Origin of the sequence: uncultured Fibrella sp., from assembly GCF_964250085.1 — a bacterium.
Lineage (GTDB): Bacteria > Bacteroidota > Bacteroidia > Cytophagales > Spirosomataceae > Fibrella.
This window is the reverse complement of sequence record NZ_CAXUEC010000004.1, coordinates 479,565-497,937: the sequence shown is the minus strand read 5'-3', so window position 1 is coordinate 497,937 and position 18,373 is coordinate 479,565. Positions and strand designations below refer to the sequence as shown.

Sequence of the window (18,373 nt, the reverse complement as noted above, 5' to 3'; positions counted from 1 at the left end):
CTAACAGCAATATTGAGTTATCAAGTTCAGGAAACCAACTCTCCTACGTGATCATGATCGATTGGATATTAAGTGCCTGTGTAGGCCTCGGCCTGGCGGCCTGTTGTGGATTTCGCGTATTCGTGCCCATGCTGGTGGCTGCGTTAGGCACAAAACTGGGCCTGATTGGTACCATGCCTGGCTACGAATTTATCGCTAGCTGGCCAGCTATTATTGGCTTATCCATTGCTACATCGTTCGAGTTAGGCGCTTACTACATTCCCTGGCTCGACAATGTGCTGGATACCGTAGCCATGCCCGTGGCCATTGTGGCAGGTACGTTGCTGTCGACCTCGTTTCTGCACGTCAACGATGAGATGGTCCGCTGGGCGTTGAGCCTGATGCTCGGCGGTGGTGCGGCCGGTTTAGTACAGGCCGGTACCAGCCTGTTGCGCCTGGGCTCGGTTGCCACCACCGGTGGCCTGGCCAACCCGGTGGTGGCAACGGGCGAAAACGCCGCCTCGCTGATTCTGTCAATCCTGACCGTTTTCCTGCCCCTGTTTGCGTTCGCCCTAATCGCTTGCTTATTAATTTTTGTGGTGGTCCGTTTGCTGGGTCGCCGAAAATTGCGCTTCACCAAAGCCACTCCCAAACAGCCCGGTAATCCACTTGACCAGTTTCCACGGAGTAGCAACGGTCGGCACTAGTTCTGACGCACCGGCAATAAGTTTCAGTAACCTTTGAACGTACCTGGGGTTAGGGTCATGTATTAAGAAACGCGACATACGATGGAAAGTGAACCAACTAACTACGAGCCCGGAATCGATCAAAACCAGGGTGTGGTGGGCACAATGGCCCGTAATCAGCAACATGATGATACCGAAACCGAGGGCACTCAGGAGCCTGAACTGGACCCGAATCTGGTGATTAACAAGGCCGAAAACCCGGCAGAGAATAGCGAAAAGAAACCCACTGCCGACACGATCGGCGAGCAGGAATACGTCAACGATGAGGGTGTTGACTGAAGTGCTGAATTGTAATTTTTCCTGATCCACTCAATCAATATAATCTTACTGTTAATTTGACTGATTGGAGGTATAAATGGCTATATGGTCAGCCTGAAGCCTATGAAATTGGGTTTTTCTCAGATCGACTTACTAGTCCATTGGATAATTCGCAGAGCAAGGAGTAGGAGGGACGGTCTAAATTAGGTATTTTTGCAGTCTGTTGTTTTTGCACTATCTCAGTTAATTGATGTTGCAAAGACGCTTTAGGTTGTCAACAAATACGTAACATTTTGATAAAAACCGTAGGATTTTCTGCTCTGATGACATTGGCTAAACCAGCCCTTGTCCCTGTGCTGGCCGAATCGGGCATGCCCGCCGACACCAGCCAACAGTTCGATAACCCGGTGGCGATTTCCAGTCGATTGAATACGCCCCTCATGCTGAACGCCGACACCAATCGTCGGTTCGTTCCCATCTATTTTTGCGGGGAGGCTGTCCCTATTGATAACTCGTACGTGTCGCGGCAGTGGATGCGCACGTTGATGCAGTGTCAGTCGCAGCGCGAGGAATTGTACATTATCCGGAAACGGGCTGCTGTATTTTTTCCCGTTATTGATCCGATTCTGCGGAAATTCGATATTCCAGCCGATTTTCGGTACATCCCTCTGGCAGAAAGTGCGCTGGTCAACGATTGTGTTTCGCCTAAAGGTGCATCGGGTTACTGGCAGATGATGCCTCAGACAGCCCGCGATTTAGGCCTTGTTGTGAATGGCGATATCGACGAACGCTATGATCTGGCTAAATCAACCGCCGCTGTTTGCCGGTTACTGCGCGACCTGCACCATGAGTTAGGCTCCTGGGCACTGGTGGCGGCCGCTTACAACTCTGGACTTGGTCATGTGCAACGCAGCATGATTCAGCAGCGGGAGAACAATTACTTCAGCCTGAAACTATACCGGGAAACGAGCACGTACCTGTACCGGGTATTGGCATACAAAGAGTTGCTGACGAATCCACAGCAGTACAAGATGCTGCTCTCAAGTGATGTAATCAGCTACCTGACGCGCCCCTTACCGAGTCATCTGAAAGCGCTGCCTGGTACTAAAAATTCATCCGTAGTTGCCATTGGCGAGGATAACGAACTGGCCGATATCGATAAGATCGATCCGGCCTGGGGCCCCCGCGTTGGTGAATCATTCCTCGAGGCACCATCGCTGGCCGATATCCTGCTGGCAGCGGCCAGCTACGCGAGTGCTGACCCCATCACCGGCTCAACTGATTTGACGCGTGAGCAAAAAGGCCAGCCAGTCCCAAAACTGCTGGGTCTGATGGTACTTCGGTTCCGTCGCCCGCGTTTTCTGCGCCAGACACCAGGTACAGGGCGTCGTCCCCGTCATCGCTGGGAGTGGGTATAGAACGGGTCAAGGTTCACCGTTTAAAGTCTAAAGGGCTGCGCTAAATCACGTTTTGTGAATAAGCGCAGCCCTTTGGACTTTAAACGGTGAACCTCGAACCTTTTTTTAAGCTAATTTTGGTGCTTCGTTGTTGATACGTTGAATCTCCCCGATTGTATATGGCAGAATTAATCCGAATGCCCAAAATGAGCGACACCATGACTGAAGGTGTAATCGCAGAATGGCATAAAAAAGTAGGCGATACCGTAAAGTCGGGCGATGTACTTGCTGAGGTCGAAACTGACAAGGCCACCATGGACCTTGAGGCTTATGACGAGGGTACGTTACTCTTTATCGGAGTAGAAAAAGGCCAGGCTGTTCCGATAGATGGCATCATTGCCGTGATCGGCAAGCAGGGTGAAGACTTCCAGGCGTTGTTATCCGGCAACTCAGGTGGTAGTGTTGAGGCGGCTCCGGCCCCCAAAGCAGAGGAAACGATCAAGCCAGCCAACAACCCGGCTCCCAAAGAAGCTGACCCTGCTCAGGTAAACACCAACATGGCCGATCCCAAGGCGCTGTCAGCGGCACCTGCCGAAGCCGTTAATGCCACGGTCATTCGGATGCCGAAGATGAGTGATACCATGACGGAAGGTACTATTGTTGCCTGGCATAAAAAGGAAGGCGATACCGTAAAATCGGGTGATGTGCTGGCCGAAGTGGAAACCGACAAGGCCACTATGGACCTTGAGGCCTATGAAGAAGGCACATTGCTATACATCGGCGTTAAAGAAGGCGATTCAGTTGCTGTTGACGCCGTTATTGCCGTTGTGGGTGAAAAAGGAGCCAACTTTAAAGTACTGATCGACGGTTCAGGCAACGGTGCCGCTCCCGCTCCGCAGGCCCCTGCCGAAGCGTCTGCTCCCGCTGCAGCCCCTGCGCAACCTGTTGCTTCAACTGAAAATGGGCATGACAGCAATGGTCGGGTGAAGGCATCGCCGCTGGCCAAAGCTATTGCCGAACAGAAAGGAATCAATCTACAGCAGGTTCACGGTACCGGCCCGGAAGGACGGATCATTAAAGCCGATGTAGAGTCGTTCAACCCACAGGCGGCACCGGCTGCCAAACCGGTTGCACAGCCGCAGGCTGCTCCCGCCGCACAACCCGCCCCAACACCGGTAGCTCCGGCACCTCAGCCCGTTGCTACTCCCGCTGGTGAGTACGAGGACGTACCTGTGAGCCAGATGCGCAAAACGATTGCGCGTCGGTTGAGCGAAAGCCTGTTTACTGCCCCGCATTTTTACCTGACCATGGAAATTAACATGGACAAGGCGATGGCGCTACGCGGACAGGTTAATGCTGTAGCTACCGCGAAAGTATCATTCAACGATTTTGTTATTAAAGCGTCGGCGCTGGCGTTGAAACAGCACCCAGCCGTAAACTCATCGTGGTTGGGCGACAAGATTCGGAAGTACAGCTACGTGAATATCGGTGTAGCCGTGGCTGTCGATGAAGGTCTTCTTGTGCCGGTAGTCCGCAATGCCGATCAGAAAACACTGTCGACCATCGCCGGTGAGGTGAAAGTGCTGGCGGGCAAAGCGAAAGAGAAAAAACTTCAGCCCAAAGACTGGGAGGGAAGCACCTTCTCCATCTCCAATCTCGGCATGTTTGGCATCGACGAGTTTACCGCGATCATTAACCCGCCCGATTCGTGTATCCTGGCCGTTGGTGCTATCAAACAGACGGTTGCTTTCGACGGTGACATACCGAAGCCTGTCAACGTAATGAAAGTTACGCTCTCCTGCGACCACCGCGTCGTCGATGGCGCAACGGGCGCGGCATTCCTGCAAACGTTGAAAGGATTCCTCGAAGATCCAATGAAGATGCTTGTGTAAATCCTGGTTTTATTTGACCTAAAAGGGCCGCCTCCCATGCTGGGAGGCGGCCCTTTTAGGTCAAATAAAACCAGAAGAAGGATGAAATTTAGAGCAAATCGGTGATGCGGCGACCGTCGCGGCCTGTAATTGCACTTTGAAATTCACGACGCAGTGCAGCCATCCGGCGACGGGGATGCGTTGATACGTAGACGGCCCGCATTTTCAGGAGTGACCCAATGAATAAGTACACAAAAAATGACGCAATCAGAATGATCAGCGACAGCGTGTTGGAAATGTTCTGATGCAGGAATAAAAACAGCAGTGTGTTCAATAACGATGCGCCACATAGAACCATCGTTGCTCCGGCATGCGTGAGGCCGTTGTCGAGCAGAATGTGGTGCATGTGATTCCGGTCGGCCGAGAAGGGCGATTTGCCGTTGAGCAGCCGCACCATGAATACCCGCAACGTGTCGAAGATGGGCACAATCAGGACTACGATGGCGATAATGGGCGCATTGAAAAAAGCGCGCGGTTCGAACCGGTAGGCGGCATTCAGGTTTACAAAACGAACGGCGAAGAAAGCCAGGAAAAAACCGATCAGTAACGAACCGGTATTGCCCATAAAAATCTTGCTGGTCTTCGAGAAGTTGAACCGCAAAAAGCCAACCAGCCCGCCCGACAGCGCGAAGGCCATAGTAGCCATTGCATAGTGTTCAGATAACAGGAACCAACTGCCAAAGGTGAGCGAAGCAATCGTGGCAATTCCCCCGGCCAGTCCGTCGATTCCGTCGATCAGATTAATGGCGTTGGTAAGGGCGATAAACACAAAGCAGGTGAGTGCAATACTAACAACGCCCGCAATGTGGTGAAAACCCATAATGCCGTAGAGATAGTCCAGCTTCAGATCGCCCAGAAAGATCAGGCTACAGGCGCTCAGTAACTGGAAAAGGATTTTCTTGTTGGGGTCAATGCCAACCAGGTCGTCCTTCATGCCAATAAAAAACAGGATGGCCGCGCCAACGATGGATAAGTTGGTACGGTATAAATCCTGCGGGTCATCGATTGGCCAGACAAAATAACTGATCAGCACGGCGGCGAAAATGGCTACACCACCAAACGTCGGCGTAGGCACTTTATGAGCGCGCCGGGCATCGTCGGGGCTCTCCATCAGCGACTTCATCTCGGTGATTTTGATGATCACCGGAATCGATACTACCGCCACAAAGCTAGCCACCAGAAAGGCCATTATAGCGTGATAGAGGCCCTGTTGAAAGGCTGCTTCTGCCAGCTTCTGCTGTATGTAGGCAAGTAGTAGATCCGGATTCATAAGACTAGTTAAGGCTGATGGGAGGTTGGTCACTGACTACTCGACTAGTACTCAGTTTGCAAAAATTGTACTTTTTATGTTAATGACAAGCTTATGCAAGTAATGTTCAGTCAAGGCTTATCGTACGGTCGGCTACTTTCGTTGCCAGAACTGGCCAATTTTCCGCAGTGGTTTTAGCCAGAGTGTGAACCAGTTAGGCCTAATCTCGTTCATTTGCCAGGCTACCCGGTCTTCCTGGTTGGCTCGTAGCCGATTTAATAAACTACTGTTGCTAACGCCACCCAGCCGCATAACCACCACCACTTCGTTGAGATAGGCCACCTGAATGTTGTGTTTATGCACAAAGCGTAACATCAATTCGTAATCAGCAGCAGACCGTAGGCTGGTGGTAAAATAACCATGCTGCCGATACACCTTTGAGCGGACAAAAAAGGTAGGGTGTGGCGGCATCCAGCCGCGCAAAAATGCACCTGGCTTATACGTACCTGCCTGCCAGTAGCGTGTAACCTGGTCGGGCGCATGACGCTGGGCGTATACCAGATCGCCATACACGGCATCGGCCTGGTGCTGAGTAAACGTATCGACAATGCGGCTGATGACGTCGGTATGACGGTACAGATCATCGGCATTCAGAATACCGATAATATCGCCTGTTGCCCGCTGTATCCCTTTGTTCATGGCATCATATAAACCCCGGTCAGGTTCAGACACAAACTGGCTGATCTGGGCACCATACCGGGTAATAATGGCTTGCGTTCCATCTGTCGAAGCACCATCGATGATGATATATTCGATATGTGGGTACGTTTGCCCCAGTACCGAGTCAATTGCTTCGGCAATTGTCTCGGCACCGTTATAAACCACCGTTATAATTGAAACGGTCATGAGTTGATCGTGCGTTTGCGGATGGCCACTGCCGGGTTACCCTGGTAGATTGTGTAAGCCGCCAATGATCGGTTCGCCACTGAGCCAACAGAGAGGATAGCATGTGATTCCACCCGCACGCCCGGGCAAACCGTTGCTTTAGCCCCAATCCAGGCACCGTCTTCGAGCTGAATCGCCGCTACTTTCAAATCGAACGTGGCTGATCGATAATCATGATTTCCTGTTAGCAACATGGCTCCCTGCGACAGGCACACATGGTTGCCAAGGGTTACCTGAGTAAGGTTATCGATCCACACACCTTCACCAATCCAGACGTAATTGCCAATGGAAAGTAACCACGGATATTTGATGTTAACGGCCGGTTTTATCATGACACCAACGCCGACCTTACCGCCAAAGGCACGCAACAGGCTGACTTTTACGCGCGATGGCAGCGGGGCGTATGAATTGAAAAACAGAGCGTTTGTGAAGTGCCAGAGTAGCATCTTCCAGCGAGGGCCCGGCTTAAACCAGTCGTTGTTGTAGCGCGACAGGTCAGTTTGCCCTGCACTAGCGGACACCGGTTGTGAGGTCTCTTCCGTACTCATCTTTAAAGTAGGCAATAATGGCGCTTTTATCGTGACCAGCCCGGTTGTAAACCTCCATCAGTTTGGCATCGACCAGAAAGCGGTACCAAAGGCCCTGTAGAAAATGCCAGACAAATCCCTTTCGTCCATCCAGAAAACCGAACTGGACAACGTACCTGAAAAGGAAATAGATGATAGGCCGCGTAAACAGGGGTAAGGTGGCGTACTTCTCTTTCAGGTAGCGTTTTCGCTCTTCCTGAGTGCCAAACAGGCGGGGAGCTACCCGTACCGTTTCATCAAAATTATAGCGAATATTCAACAGGTCGATAACCTCACGGGTAGCGTAGTTATTGTGCTTTTGTGTCCACCAGGTCAGGTTATTGAGGTTGTGGTCTACCAGATCATGGACAAACTGAATCGTTTTGGCGGCTGTCTCACGTCCGGGTACGTTCTGCCCGGAAACGGGTTGGCTATCGAGCTTTATATGTTCGTCCATCCAGGTTTGCTCGCAGATGCCCCGGCCTTGTCGCCATAGCCGCAACAGCCAGATCGGATAATAGCCTCCGTGCCTGATCCAGCGGTTCATAAACATCACGCGCCGTTTCACATACACGCCGCTGACATCGTTGGGTATGGTTGCCAGCCGTTGATTGATTTCAGTAGCCAGTTCGGGTAAGATGTATTCGTCGGCATCCATCCGCATCAGCCAGTCGGTTCGAAAGGGTGTGTGCGCAATGCCATAGTTGAACTGTACCGCGTAGGTAGACCAGGTGTTTTGCACCACTACAGCGCCCATAGACTGGGCAATGGATACGGTCTGGTCAGTTGAAAAAGAGTCGACAATAAAGACCTGATTTGTAACAGCTTGTAGGCTGGTCAGGCAGCGGGCAATGTGTTTTTCCTCGTTGTGAGTGAGAATAATTACGGACAAGCCGCTCATAAAAAACCGTTTAAGAAAAGCAGTTATGTTCCTGCAGTTTGAAACGTATATTACCACGTCATTTTATTGACTTGATAGGTAACAAATTGCGTTTCCAACGAAAACAAGTTTGCAATTTTAGCTGAAAAACCTCACTTTATGAAGTATAGCTACGCGTTCCTGTTGGTAATGAGTAGTTGGCTGTCGGCCTGGGGTCAGTCAGGCGTTGTATTTCAGACACTCCCGCGCAATTTTCAATTGTTCCCGCGTAACCCGTCCAATCAGGCAGTCGTATTAGTTGAGGGAACAGTCACAGATGCATCGGTCCGGCGCCTAACCATGCAACTGGACCGGGCCGGTACGATCAATCAAAGCCAGCAGGTTAACCTCACTGCCAGTCGTACATTTCGATTTGACCCTATCATTCGGGCTGAACTGGCCGAATATACCCTTCGTATCTACCTTCATCGGTTGCCGGGCGACTCAACGCTGGTAGCGGAACGGAAACGGCTTGTGTGTGGTGATGTATTTTTAATTTATGGCCAGTCGAACGCAATTGGAGGCGCTGGTCTGGATAAGATTGCGGTGAACGACCAGTTTCTGCGCCAGTGTGGCTACGTATACGGTGCAGATATTGTAGCGTCGATGCAGTGGACACCGGCGTTGCAGCCCTACGCCGCCGTTGGGGCCTTTGGGTTATATCTGGGAGAAGCAATTCAAAAAAGAGCACAAATCCCGATTGGCTTGCTTACGGGGGCTGAAGGAGGGGCAAATATTGGTCAGCTTGCGGACCGCAATACCAATAACCCCGCTGATCTGACCACATTCTACGGACGCCTGCTATACCGGACCCAATGGGCAGGTGTACAAAATCAGATCAAGGCCATTATCTATAAGCAGGGGGAAGCCGAAGCGGGCTCATCGACGGCAAACTATCCGGCTAATTTTGAGCGGCTTTACCGGATGCTTAGGCAGGATTATGGCCCTAATCCGCGCCTGTATGTTAGCCAGATAAACGTGCTCTCGGACGGGTCGCCGGACGCAGGTGCCTTGCGTGACTTTCAGCGTCGGCTGCCCGAAATTTACCCTGAGGGTGTGAGCAATATTGCCACCGTTGGTACGGCCGAATACGATGGGTTGCATTATGGGCTAGGAGGTAGCAGGCAGATCGGCTATGAGCAGGCAGACCAGATTCTACGCGACCTATACGCCAGTGGGGCCAGTGAGCAAGTGAACTCGCCCAACGTGCGGCAGGTCTTTCAGAATAGCCGCAACGATACGCTGACGATCGTGTTCGAGCCGGCCATGCAGATGCGTTGGTCCGTCGACTCGCTACTGACGAAAAACGGGCAAACCTACACCCGACGATTGATCGATCTTTTTCTGGCTGATGGGCAAAAAGGGCAATTCACGGGCGGTAGCGCGGAAGCGAACCGGGTGTATCTGGCTTTGCGGCAACCGGGAATTGTACAGGCATTGTCTTATTTTCCGTCTTTTTATGGCGAAGCGCCCCGCGGTTTTTATGATGGCCCGACGTTGCGAAACCAGTTGGGCATACGGGCCTTTACGTTCGACCGCTACCCGGTGGCCCGCGCATTGCCTTCGACAACGAATCTGGTTGTAACCCGTACAACCAGGCAGGAAATTTCACTGTCCTGGACGGCAGGTACCACCGAAGCAACGGCGGTCCTGGTGGAGCGGTCTGATGGTAACCGCTCGTCGTTCAGCCAGATTGCCCGACTGGCTGGTACAGCAACCACGTATACCGACATGCCCACGGGCAGCGGCGTGGGGCCTTATGCATATCGCGTCCGACTGGCGAGCCAGCGTGCCGAATCGGGCGCGAGCAATGTGGCCGAAGGCCGGTTGTTGCCTCCGTGCGCCCTATCTGCTATAGTAACGGGTGATAAAGTGGTTTCTTACGGCGGCACGCTAACGCTGTCGGTAGGGGTTTTCGGCACCGAAACAGGCAATCCGGTCACGTACCTCTGGAATGGTCCTGGCGGGCTCGTCACGGCCTCCCGTGATTTGATACAATATGGGCTCACGCCTGGCTTGAGTGGCCTCTATAGCGTTACGGTGACGCAGGGAATCTGTTCAGTTTCTACGTCTGTGTCGATAACCATACAAGCCCCGCTGGCTACCGAGCCCATCAATAGCGAACCAGCCCTGTGGCCAAACCCTGTCAGGACTGGCCAATCCGTTCAGGTCAACGTACCTGACGCCCGTTTGAACGAAACAATTGAGGTGATCGTAGCAGATGCATTTGGCCGGGTTATTCTCCAGCAGGCGCACCGTAAACAGGGGGTAAGTCCACTCCCTATTGCGCTGCCGACTTTATCGGCTGGCATTTATATTATTGAACTGAAGCCAGCCTTCGCGGCCAGCCAAACCTACCGACTACGCGTGGAGTAAGAACACTTACGGCAGCGATTTCGGCGTGGAAAAATGGGTCAGTTGTTGCACATAGCTAGTAAACCTGCTGTGACAAGATACGAGCGTGAAGTGGTGTATAGTAATAAAACGGCCATTAAATCGCTTTTTTTAGTCATTCCGACAAAGTATAGCAGAACGGCGTTTTTGTAGGACCAATTCGGCATGCCTATTGCCTATGCCGAATAGATCCTATGACTATTCAACTACTATGAATCCCTATTTTACTGTGGTGGTGCCCACCAGCAATGCCCCCACTCGCCTGCAAAACTGCTTACAGGCTATTAGCCAGCAGCAATTAGCCCGGGATCAGTTCGAAATTGTGGTTGTCGACGACACCAACCAACCAGAAACGGCAGCACTGGTCATCGAGTTTGCGCGCCATAGCCATATTGAGGTTCGGTATTTGGCGCAACCTCGCTCAATGGGGCTGGCTGCCGCCCGGAATAGGGGCTGGCGGGCGGCCCGAGGTCAGCATATTGCGTTTACCGACGATGATTGTCTACCCCAACCGGGCTGGTTACTGGCTGCCCAGCGTATGTTTATGCGTGGCGCGCAGGTTGTTACGGGTACGGTTCGTACCACGTATCCAGCTCGGGTAACAGGTGCCCAGCGAAGTATTGATCGTGTGGTAGAAATCAGCGATTTTCTAACGGCCAACTGCTTTTGCCAAACGATTGCCTTACAGCGGGCGGGCGGTTTTGAGGAATCGTTTGACCTGGCCTGGCGCGTTGATGCCGACCTCCAGTTCAAATTGCTTGAGATCGGTATTCCCATCCTGAAATGCCCTGAAGCTACTGTAGTCCGTCCGTTTCGCGTGGCCAACCGCTATGCCGTGCTGACCAACGAACGGCAGAATCGCTACGACGCACTGCTCTACAAACGGCACCCTGATTTGTTTCGGCAACGTATGCCCCGGCATGAAGTTATGGTACTGCGTTATTACACAACCATCATCAGCCTCGTTGTGGCCCTCATATCGGCGGGTTTTGGGTACGTTCCACTGGTGTTGATCAGTCTGCTGACATACGTTGGCCTCACGGTCTGGCTCGCCATTGAGCGCTGGCCTGCCGGGGCCGGTTCAGGTACGTGGGAGGTAGCCAAGGAGGCGATGTTTACAGCCGTGGCTACTCCGTTCCTGTCTGTTTTCTGGCGGCTCTACGGCTCGGTTAAATACCGGGTGCTGTATTTGTAAAGTATAATCTGGTAAGTCGTGTACCTGAATCGCTACGACGCACTACTGCCACACAACTTACCAGCCTATTATTAGCCACTCACCAACAAAAAGTCGATCAGGAGCCGTATACCGAAAGCGGTGGCGTTTTTCTGCTGGCCAAATTCCGTGTCGGCAAACGCCATCCCGGCGATGTCGAGGTGAGCCCAGGCGGGGTGTTTCTCCGTGAATACTTCCAGGAATTTAGCCGCCGCAATGGCCCCATTGATGGGTTTGCCACTGAAGTTCTTTACGTCGGCCACATCAGAAGTCAGGTCGTCTTTATACGAATCCCACAGTGGTAAACGCCATAGCCGTTCGCCGGTACGTTCGCCCGCTGCCTGTAACTGCGTCGATAATTCATCGTTCTGCGTAAATAAACCACCAGCCTGATACCCCAGCGCGGCAATCACATTACCCGTCAGGGTAGCCAGATCGATCAGCACATCGGGCTGAATATGCCGCACCATATGACCCAGGCCGTCGGCCAGAATGACGCGGCCTTCGGCATCGGTGTCAATGATCTCGATGGTTTTCCCGATGTAGGACGTGATGACGTCGCCGGGTTTGATAGACATGCCGTCGACTACATTTTCTGTGGTAGGAATCACCCCCACAACGCGCCGGGGAATGTTGAGGCGGGCGGCGGCTTCCAACGTACCCAGCACAGCGGCGGCCCCACCCATGTCGCTTTTCATCAGGTGCATGTTGGTCGACGGCTTGATCGACAAACCACCGGTATCGAAGGTTACGCCTTTGCCCACCAGCCCAACGGTGGTGCCCGTCGCGTTGGCCGGGTTGTAATCCAGAATCAGCAGCATCGGTGGATTCTCGCTTCCCTGCCCCACGCTGAGCAGCGCGTTGTAGCCTTGCCGGGCCAGTTCATCATGATCCAGAACCGTTACGCTATAGCCATATTCACGGCCGGAAGCTACTGCCCAGTCGGCTAGTACCTGCGGCGTTTTGTAGTTCGAGGGCGCGTTCATCAGATCGAGCATGGCCCGTTGCGCGTCCCAGATGATGGTAGCCCGCTCAATGGCTCGCTGAGCGACGTCATAATCAACTTCAGCCACCGTCAAGTGAAGCTCACCCAGTTGGCTGTAGAAAGGACCCGGTTCTGGCTGATTGGTGTGGTATAATTTCAGGTTGTAGCCGCCGCCCAACGTACCCAGCACCACCGCCTCCACAACCGGCATGGGCAACCCCGTCAGGTCAATAGCCACCGAGGCGGGGAGCTTGCTTTTCTGCGTATAGGTCAATTTCCGAACGGCGCGTAGGTAATCGTGGCTTGTGGGTGTATCGCCTAAGCCGAGTAGCCATATTTTCTGACCTTCGGCGGTGTACAGCAACTGTGCTTCGTGGAGGTCGCCTTTAAAATCGGCTTGCGCTACCTGGGCTATTGTAGGTAACGGCTGGCCTTTTACCAATGGCCAGATTGTGGCCGCAGCAGCAGGCGCCGTAGTATGAAGATGAATGTGCATGAGGTTGATATGAATAAACGACCTGACCGGCGCTGCCGGTCAGGCTACTTTGCTGACAACAAGATTGATGGCGCCGTTGATGAGTAAGGCTAGAAAAAAAGACTGGGCCACCGAAAATTCAGGCAGCAGGAAGGCCTGAAGAAACAGGAACGTGGTGAAGCCCAGCAAGCCCATCACAATGCCCCGCAGGGTAACAATGGCCGCACTGCTGCCTTGTATATGCTGCGTAAACACCGCCAGAATAGACGTAATGATGGGAAATGGAGTTAAAATGCCGCTCCAGGTTGGCCCCAACAAAGCCGCCAGCCCGGTGATGCCGATTACAAACAGAGTGGCGACGATCATCCGAATTGGTACGTCATAAGGCAATCGCCTGACTGCTGGTGAGGTTACTGCTGGCGTTGGAAAAAAACGTAACGCCAACACGACACTAACCATGACTATCCCGTAGCTTGTCAGTAAATCCAGGTTGATAGCCGTGAAAAGCAGGGCAATCAGCACGAAGACGAGGTAGGAGAGAAGCAGCGCCCACAGACCGGCCAGATAAGGGGCCAGCCGGGCGTAACAGTAGCAGAAACCGATCAGCGACAGGATGCCGGTCAGGATGCCGGGAACCGCCTGAATGCCAAAGTTTTTACCGTGTTCAAGAATCAGAAACAGCAGGATTGGACCGGCTATCCACGGCATGCTGGCAATAAGGCCCCCCGCTTTGTTTCCCCACCGGCGACTGACCAGCGTTACCAGGCCAATCACAACCGGCATCAGCGTAACCTTAACGAGCAGTATGTTCATGGACACTACGGCTAAACGGCGACGGGAGCCTTGATGGCAGGCCAGGGGTCGTAGTTTTCGAGCGTGAAATCGGTGTACGTGAAATCAAAAATCGACCGAACATCGGGGTTCAGGCGCATGGTTGGCAACGGCCGGAACGACCGGGATAACTGGGTCTCGACCTGCTCCAGGTGGTTGCTGTACAGATGCGTATCGCCGCCCGTCCAGATAAACTCGTGGGCGTCGTATCCGCATTCCTGGGCCACCATCATGGTAAGCAGCGCGTATGACGCAATATTGAACGGTACACCCAGAAAAACGTCGGCACTACGCTGGTAAAGCTGGCAGGATAGCTTGCTGCGGGTTTCGCCTTTTTCCGGATCGGGTGGGGCCACGTAGAACTGAAAAAGGGCATGGCAAGCGGGCAACGCCATGTTCGGAATATCGGCCGGATTCCAGGCCGTAACGATCATCCGCCGCGAATCGGGCGAATTTTTTAGTTGCCGCAATACATCCGACAACTGGTCGATGCTACCGCCGTTGGGGTCAGGCCAGCTACGCCACTGCTTGCCATACACAGGGCCGAGGTTACCGTTCTCGTCGGCCCACTCGTCCCAGATACTGACACCGTTGGCTTTCAAATAGTTAATGTTGGTGTCACCTTTTATGAACCACAGCAACTCATGGATGATCGACCTGGTATGGACTTTTTTGGTGGTCAGCAACGGGAACCCGTCTTGCAGGTTGAAGCGCATCTGGTAGCCGAAAACGCTGAGCGTGCCCGTACCGGTACGGTCGGTTTTGCGGGCACCATTGGCCAAAATATGACGAAGCAGGTCGTGGTATTGCTGCATAACTAAGTCTGAATTGAAGCGGCAAAAGTACAAAACGAATTGTCTTCGCTAACCGGTTGAGTGTAACGCGGACTTCAGTCCGCATCTGTGGTAGTCAACAGGCGGACTGAAGTCCGCGTTACACTCAATCTGCTTTGTCGTAAAGCAGGATGAAAGGCTGGGTGATAGCGGCTTCGCCTAAGTCGTTGAATGTGAGCCATTCACCACCAGTAGCGTGGGTCTGCGTATACCGCCCGCCCGGTTGTGGAGTGTGGCCTACTGCCTGATTGAAACCCGTCAGCGGATCGGCCTGAAGCTCGCGCTGATCGCACCAGATTGGGCCACCAGACGGCGACAGGCCGCCTCGTTTTACGCCTACGGTTGCAATCAGGTTGGTAAACGTATCCGGCGAAACGGTTTTCAGGCAATTGTTCAGGACCGGAACGAGGTTATCCAGTTCGAGTGGCTGACGGACTTTTCGTTCATAAGCCTCCTGAAATTCCTTAACCCACCAGTTGGTAAAGCCGGCATGACTGGCGAAGGTCTGGTCGAAGCGGGACGCCAGCCGAAACAGATCGACGTTCTTCTTTATCAACTCATGCCATTCCTGAGCCGCCTCTTCGTGGTAGCCCGACCCAATGAACATGGGATTGTTGTAGAAATAATAAAAGTCATGATTGCCGAGATGAAGCCTAATTTTGTCGGGATGGGTACGTTTCAGCTTGATGATCTCCTTGAAATTGGCTTCTATCCGATCGGTGGTCATGTGCTGGTCGTGCGTATCCAGGTAATCGCCCAGAAAAACGATCTGATCGGCATGATCGAGCCAGGTTTTTACAACGCTCTGCCAATGATGGCGACCGTGGACATCTCCAATAAAAACTGCTTGTTTGTGCATTGAAACGGTATAATTAGCCGAAAATAACATTTTAATTTTACAGTCATATTACGCTACGCTGTCATTAAGTGGTCATTGGGCTTCGCTGTCATTCATCGTCTTTGCAACTAATGACAATCAATGACAGCGAAGCCCGATGACCACTTAATGACAATTAACCCCACTCTATGTTTCTCCTTGGACTTGATCTCGGTAGTTCATCCGTTAAAGCCTGTTTAGTCGACGCCGCTACAAACAAGGCGGTTGCCTCTGCCTTTTTTCCCGAAACCGAAATGGCGATCGATGCCCCGCAGCCGGGTTTCGCTGAGCAACAACCCGATCTGTGGTGGCACAATACCACCCAGGCCATTCGCGCAGTAATGGACGCCGCCGGTGTTCAAGCTGCTGACATTAAGGCTATTGGTATCTCGTACCAGATGCACGGCCTGGTGGTGACGGATGCCCAGCTTAACGTATTGCGGCCTTCGATCATCTGGTGCGATAGCCGGGCTGTTCCATACGGGCAACGAGCGTTTGAGGCGCTGGGGCAGGATCGGGTATTGCGCCATTTGCTGAATTCGCCGGGCAATTTCACGGCCGCCAAACTGGCCTGGGTGAAAGAAAACCAGCCCGATGTATACGCCAACGTAGCGCACTTTATGCTGCCCGGCGATTACCTGGCGGCCCGCCTTACGGGCGAAATTGTTACCACCGCGTCGGGTTTGTCGGAAGGTATTCTGTGGGATTTCCTGGAAAACCGCCCGGCCGATTTCCTGATGCAGTATTATGGGTTTGATGCGTCGCTGATGCCGCCGCTACGGCCTACTTTCGGTGATCAGGGTCGGCTCACGGCGACCGCTGCCGCTGAAACCGGGCTGGCCGAGGGCACGCCGGTAACGTATCGGGCGGGTGACCAACCCAATAATGCTATGTCGCTGAATGTGCTGGAGCCGGGCGAAATAGCCGCCACCGCAGGTACGTCGGGCGTGGTCTACGGCGTGAGCGATAAAGCGCAGTATGATCCGCAGTCGCGGGTGAACACGTTTCTGCACGTGAACCATACGCCCGAGGCACCGCGCTATGGCGTGTTGCTGTGCGTGAACGGCACGGGTAGCCTGAATAGCTGGCTGCGTAACACGCTGTTCCAGAAGAGTATCAGCTACAACAGCATGAATGAACTGGCTCAAAAAGCACCTGTCGGGGCCGATGGACTGGTCTGTTTGCCGTTTGGGAATGGGGCCGAGCGGGTACTGGAAAACCGGGATCTGGGCGCTACGTTCCAGGGCCTGAACCTCACCCGGCACGGCTTGCCGCAGGTGGTACGAGCGGCGCAGGAAGGTATCGTTTTCGCACTGTACTACGGCATACAAGTGATGGAGCAGGTAGGTGTAGGGCTGAAAACCGTTCGGGCGGGCGAGGCCAATATGTTCCTGAGCCCGTTATTTGGCAACACGTTCGCCAACCTGTCGGGTGCGGCGGTTGAACTATACAATACCGACGGGGCGCAGGGGGCTGCCCGTGGTGCCGGGCTTGGCCTGGGTTACTACGCCAACCGCGACGAAGCCTTTAGCGGCTTGACCCTGGTACGGACCCTCGATCCTGATCCACGCGTACATGAGGCCTACCAGGAAGCATATGCCAATTGGTTGGCGGTTCTGGAAAAACAGTAGTAGTAACTGGCAGTAGCCGTCGGTACGTTCTACAACGGCTACTGCCACCTAATTTACTGGCTGTTGTTGCTTACTTTTGGGCAAACAAGCCTTGAGTCAGCTTTCGTGTTTGACGTTGAATACGCCGGAAACGCAAACCTTACGCACGAAGCGGACCTTTTACTCAATGACCCCCAATCAGTTAGCCGACGCGCTACTTAGCCAATTCGAGCAAACCCCATACGGTCAGTCACCGGCCGAACTTTACGATCCAATTCGGTATATTATGAGCCTGGGCGGCAAGCGCATGCGCCCGCTGATGACGTTACTGACCGCGTCGCTCTTTACCGACAACTGGCAGAAAGCCCTTAAACCCGCCGTGGCCGTTGAGGTATTCCACAATTTCACCCTCCTGCACGACGATATTATGGACCAGGCCCCGTTGCGACGCGGACAGCCAACGGTTCATGAAAAGTGGAACACCAATATTGCCATTCTTTCCGGCGATGTGATGCTGGTGAAAGCCTATGAGCAACTGCTCGACGTGGAACCAACGTACCTGCGGCAGGTGCTGTCGCGGTTTAGCCAGACGGCCGCCGAGGTGTGTGAAGGCCAGCAGATGGACATGAACTTCGAGAGCCGCGATACCGTGTCGGAGGCGGAGTACATCGACATGATCCGGCTCAAAACGTCGGTGTTACTGGGGTTTGCTATGGAAGTGGGCGGCATCGTAGCCGGAGCCGACGCCAGCAGCACCCAGCGCCTGTACGATGCCGGGGTGAATATTGGTATTGGCTTTCAACTGAAAGATGATCTGCTCGATGTATACGGCGACCCCGCCAAGTTTGGTAAGCAGGTCGGCGGCGATATCATTGCCAACAAAAAAACCTTCCTGCTGATCGAAGCGCTCGAACGCGCTGAAGGCCAGGTACGTCTCGAACTCACCGACTGGATGAATCGGGACGTATTCGATAAGTCGGATAAGGTCGATGCGGTGACTACCATTTATAACGAGTTAGGCATTCGTGAATTAGCAGAAGCCCGTATCGCCGACTATTTTGCCAAAGGATTCACCAATTTAGAACAGATTACCGCCGACCCTGCCCGAAAGGACGTTTTACTCTCCTTCGCCCATCAACTGGTGGAGCGGGAAAGCTAACTAAAA

16 protein-coding genes are annotated in these 18,373 nt (G+C 53.2%); 8 read left to right on the top strand and 8 right to left on the bottom strand.

Annotated elements, in window-relative coordinates; all coding sequences use genetic code 11:
- The first annotated feature begins 53 nt into the window (after nucleotides 1-53).
- From ACFE8Q_RS15630 to ACFE8Q_RS15615, 4 genes are all read left to right on the top strand, one after another.
- A complete protein-coding gene (locus tag ACFE8Q_RS15630) occupies nucleotides 54-686 on the top strand; it encodes a DUF4126 domain-containing protein (protein ID WP_375446342.1) in 633 nt (210 codons plus the stop codon).
- An 81-nt stretch (nucleotides 687-767) separates the two neighbouring features.
- Nucleotides 768-1,004, top strand: coding sequence for a hypothetical protein (locus tag ACFE8Q_RS15625; RefSeq protein WP_375446341.1), 237 nt, complete (start codon nucleotides 768-770; stop codon nucleotides 1,002-1,004).
- 272 nt (nucleotides 1,005-1,276) lie between these two features.
- The gene (locus tag ACFE8Q_RS15620; RefSeq protein WP_375446340.1) at nucleotides 1,277-2,401 is read left to right on the top strand and encodes a lytic transglycosylase domain-containing protein; all 1,125 of its coding nucleotides are present in this window, start codon (nucleotides 1,277-1,279) and stop codon (nucleotides 2,399-2,401) included.
- A 158-nt stretch (nucleotides 2,402-2,559) separates the two neighbouring features.
- Entirely contained in the window at nucleotides 2,560-4,272 is a 1,713-nt protein-coding gene (locus ACFE8Q_RS15615) for a pyruvate dehydrogenase complex dihydrolipoamide acetyltransferase (RefSeq protein WP_375446339.1), read from the top strand.
- An 88-nt stretch (nucleotides 4,273-4,360) separates the two neighbouring features.
- Here ACFE8Q_RS15615 and ACFE8Q_RS15610 read toward each other — a convergent pair whose 3' ends face one another.
- The 4 genes from ACFE8Q_RS15610 to ACFE8Q_RS15595 all read right to left on the bottom strand — a co-directional run bounded on the left by ACFE8Q_RS15610 (nucleotide 4,361) and on the right by ACFE8Q_RS15595 (nucleotide 7,972).
- Complete coding sequence (locus tag ACFE8Q_RS15610) at nucleotides 4,361-5,581, bottom strand: MraY family glycosyltransferase (protein WP_375446338.1); 1,221 nt, start codon at nucleotides 5,579-5,581, stop codon at nucleotides 4,361-4,363.
- A gap of 132 nt (nucleotides 5,582-5,713) precedes the next feature.
- Entirely contained in the window at nucleotides 5,714-6,466 is a 753-nt protein-coding gene (locus ACFE8Q_RS15605) for a glycosyltransferase family 2 protein (RefSeq protein WP_375446337.1), read from the bottom strand.
- Entirely contained in the window at nucleotides 6,463-7,053 is a 591-nt protein-coding gene (locus tag ACFE8Q_RS15600; RefSeq protein WP_375446336.1) for a WcaF family extracellular polysaccharide biosynthesis acetyltransferase, read from the bottom strand. The genes ACFE8Q_RS15605 and ACFE8Q_RS15600 overlap by 4 nt, the downstream gene beginning before the upstream one ends.
- Nucleotides 7,016-7,972: a glycosyltransferase family 2 protein gene (locus ACFE8Q_RS15595; protein WP_375446335.1), complete on the bottom strand. Its 957-nt coding sequence runs from the start codon at nucleotides 7,970-7,972 to the stop codon at nucleotides 7,016-7,018. Before ACFE8Q_RS15595 ends, ACFE8Q_RS15600 begins: the two co-directional genes overlap by 38 nt.
- A gap of 138 nt (nucleotides 7,973-8,110) precedes the next feature.
- Here ACFE8Q_RS15595 and ACFE8Q_RS15590 point away from each other — a divergent pair, with 138 nt between their 5' ends.
- Complete coding sequence (locus ACFE8Q_RS15590; RefSeq protein ID WP_375446334.1) at nucleotides 8,111-10,366, top strand: sialate O-acetylesterase; 2,256 nt, start codon at nucleotides 8,111-8,113, stop codon at nucleotides 10,364-10,366.
- A 229-nt stretch (nucleotides 10,367-10,595) separates the two neighbouring features.
- A complete protein-coding gene (locus ACFE8Q_RS15585) occupies nucleotides 10,596-11,579 on the top strand; it encodes a glycosyltransferase family 2 protein (protein ID WP_375446333.1) in 984 nt (327 codons plus the stop codon).
- 71 nt (nucleotides 11,580-11,650) lie between these two features.
- Here ACFE8Q_RS15585 and ACFE8Q_RS15580 read toward each other — a convergent pair whose 3' ends face one another.
- The 4 genes from ACFE8Q_RS15580 to ACFE8Q_RS15565 form a co-directional block, all read right to left on the bottom strand.
- Nucleotides 11,651-13,078: a M17 family metallopeptidase gene (locus ACFE8Q_RS15580; RefSeq protein WP_375446332.1), complete on the bottom strand. Its 1,428-nt coding sequence runs from the start codon at nucleotides 13,076-13,078 to the stop codon at nucleotides 11,651-11,653.
- Nucleotides 13,079-13,117: 39 nt separating this feature from the next.
- Nucleotides 13,118-13,870, bottom strand: a complete 753-nt coding sequence (locus ACFE8Q_RS15575; protein ID WP_375446331.1) for a hypothetical protein — start codon at nucleotides 13,868-13,870, stop codon at nucleotides 13,118-13,120.
- 11 nt (nucleotides 13,871-13,881) lie between these two features.
- Nucleotides 13,882-14,703: a thymidylate synthase gene (locus tag ACFE8Q_RS15570; protein ID WP_375446330.1), complete on the bottom strand. Its 822-nt coding sequence runs from the start codon at nucleotides 14,701-14,703 to the stop codon at nucleotides 13,882-13,884.
- Between the two features lie 124 nt (nucleotides 14,704-14,827).
- On the bottom strand, nucleotides 14,828-15,580 hold the full coding sequence (locus tag ACFE8Q_RS15565; RefSeq protein ID WP_375446329.1) for a metallophosphoesterase: 753 nt from the start codon (nucleotides 15,578-15,580) through the stop codon (nucleotides 14,828-14,830).
- Nucleotides 15,581-15,747: 167 nt separating this feature from the next.
- On the opposite strand from ACFE8Q_RS15565, the gene ACFE8Q_RS15560 reads away from it, so the two are divergent.
- Entirely contained in the window at nucleotides 15,748-17,229 is a 1,482-nt protein-coding gene (locus tag ACFE8Q_RS15560) for a xylulokinase (protein WP_375446328.1), read from the top strand.
- Between the two features lie 166 nt (nucleotides 17,230-17,395).
- On the top strand, nucleotides 17,396-18,367 hold the full coding sequence (locus tag ACFE8Q_RS15555; protein WP_375446327.1) for a polyprenyl synthetase family protein: 972 nt from the start codon (nucleotides 17,396-17,398) through the stop codon (nucleotides 18,365-18,367).
- Nucleotides 18,368-18,373 lie beyond the last annotated feature (6 nt).

Excerpts from the sequence above, each read along its gene's own strand:
- ACFE8Q_RS15590 (WP_375446334.1), top strand. The coding sequence starts at position 8,111 with ATGAAGTATAGCTACGCGTTCCTGTTGGTAATGAGTAGTTGGCTGTCG.
- ACFE8Q_RS15595 (WP_375446335.1), bottom strand. The coding sequence starts at position 7,972 with ATGAGCGGCTTGTCCGTAATTATTCTCACTCACAACGAGGAAAAACAC.
- ACFE8Q_RS15560 (WP_375446328.1), top strand. The coding sequence starts at position 15,748 with ATGTTTCTCCTTGGACTTGATCTCGGTAGTTCATCCGTTAAAGCCTGT.
- ACFE8Q_RS15585 (WP_375446333.1), top strand. The coding sequence starts at position 10,596 with ATGAATCCCTATTTTACTGTGGTGGTGCCCACCAGCAATGCCCCCACT.
- ACFE8Q_RS15580 (WP_375446332.1), bottom strand. The coding sequence starts at position 13,078 with ATGCACATTCATCTTCATACTACGGCGCCTGCTGCTGCGGCCACAATC.
- ACFE8Q_RS15605 (WP_375446337.1), bottom strand. The coding sequence starts at position 6,466 with ATGACCGTTTCAATTATAACGGTGGTTTATAACGGTGCCGAGACAATT.
- ACFE8Q_RS15615 (WP_375446339.1), top strand. The coding sequence starts at position 2,560 with ATGGCAGAATTAATCCGAATGCCCAAAATGAGCGACACCATGACTGAA.
- ACFE8Q_RS15575 (WP_375446331.1), bottom strand. The coding sequence starts at position 13,870 with ATGAACATACTGCTCGTTAAGGTTACGCTGATGCCGGTTGTGATTGGC.
- ACFE8Q_RS15600 (WP_375446336.1), bottom strand. The coding sequence starts at position 7,053 with ATGAGTACGGAAGAGACCTCACAACCGGTGTCCGCTAGTGCAGGGCAA.
- ACFE8Q_RS15555 (WP_375446327.1), top strand. The coding sequence starts at position 17,396 with ATGACCCCCAATCAGTTAGCCGACGCGCTACTTAGCCAATTCGAGCAA.
- ACFE8Q_RS15610 (WP_375446338.1), bottom strand. The coding sequence starts at position 5,581 with ATGAATCCGGATCTACTACTTGCCTACATACAGCAGAAGCTGGCAGAA.
- ACFE8Q_RS15630 (WP_375446342.1), top strand. The coding sequence starts at position 54 with ATGATCGATTGGATATTAAGTGCCTGTGTAGGCCTCGGCCTGGCGGCC.
- ACFE8Q_RS15565 (WP_375446329.1), bottom strand. The coding sequence starts at position 15,580 with ATGCACAAACAAGCAGTTTTTATTGGAGATGTCCACGGTCGCCATCAT.
- ACFE8Q_RS15625 (WP_375446341.1), top strand. The coding sequence starts at position 768 with ATGGAAAGTGAACCAACTAACTACGAGCCCGGAATCGATCAAAACCAG.
- ACFE8Q_RS15570 (WP_375446330.1), bottom strand. The coding sequence starts at position 14,703 with ATGCAGCAATACCACGACCTGCTTCGTCATATTTTGGCCAATGGTGCC.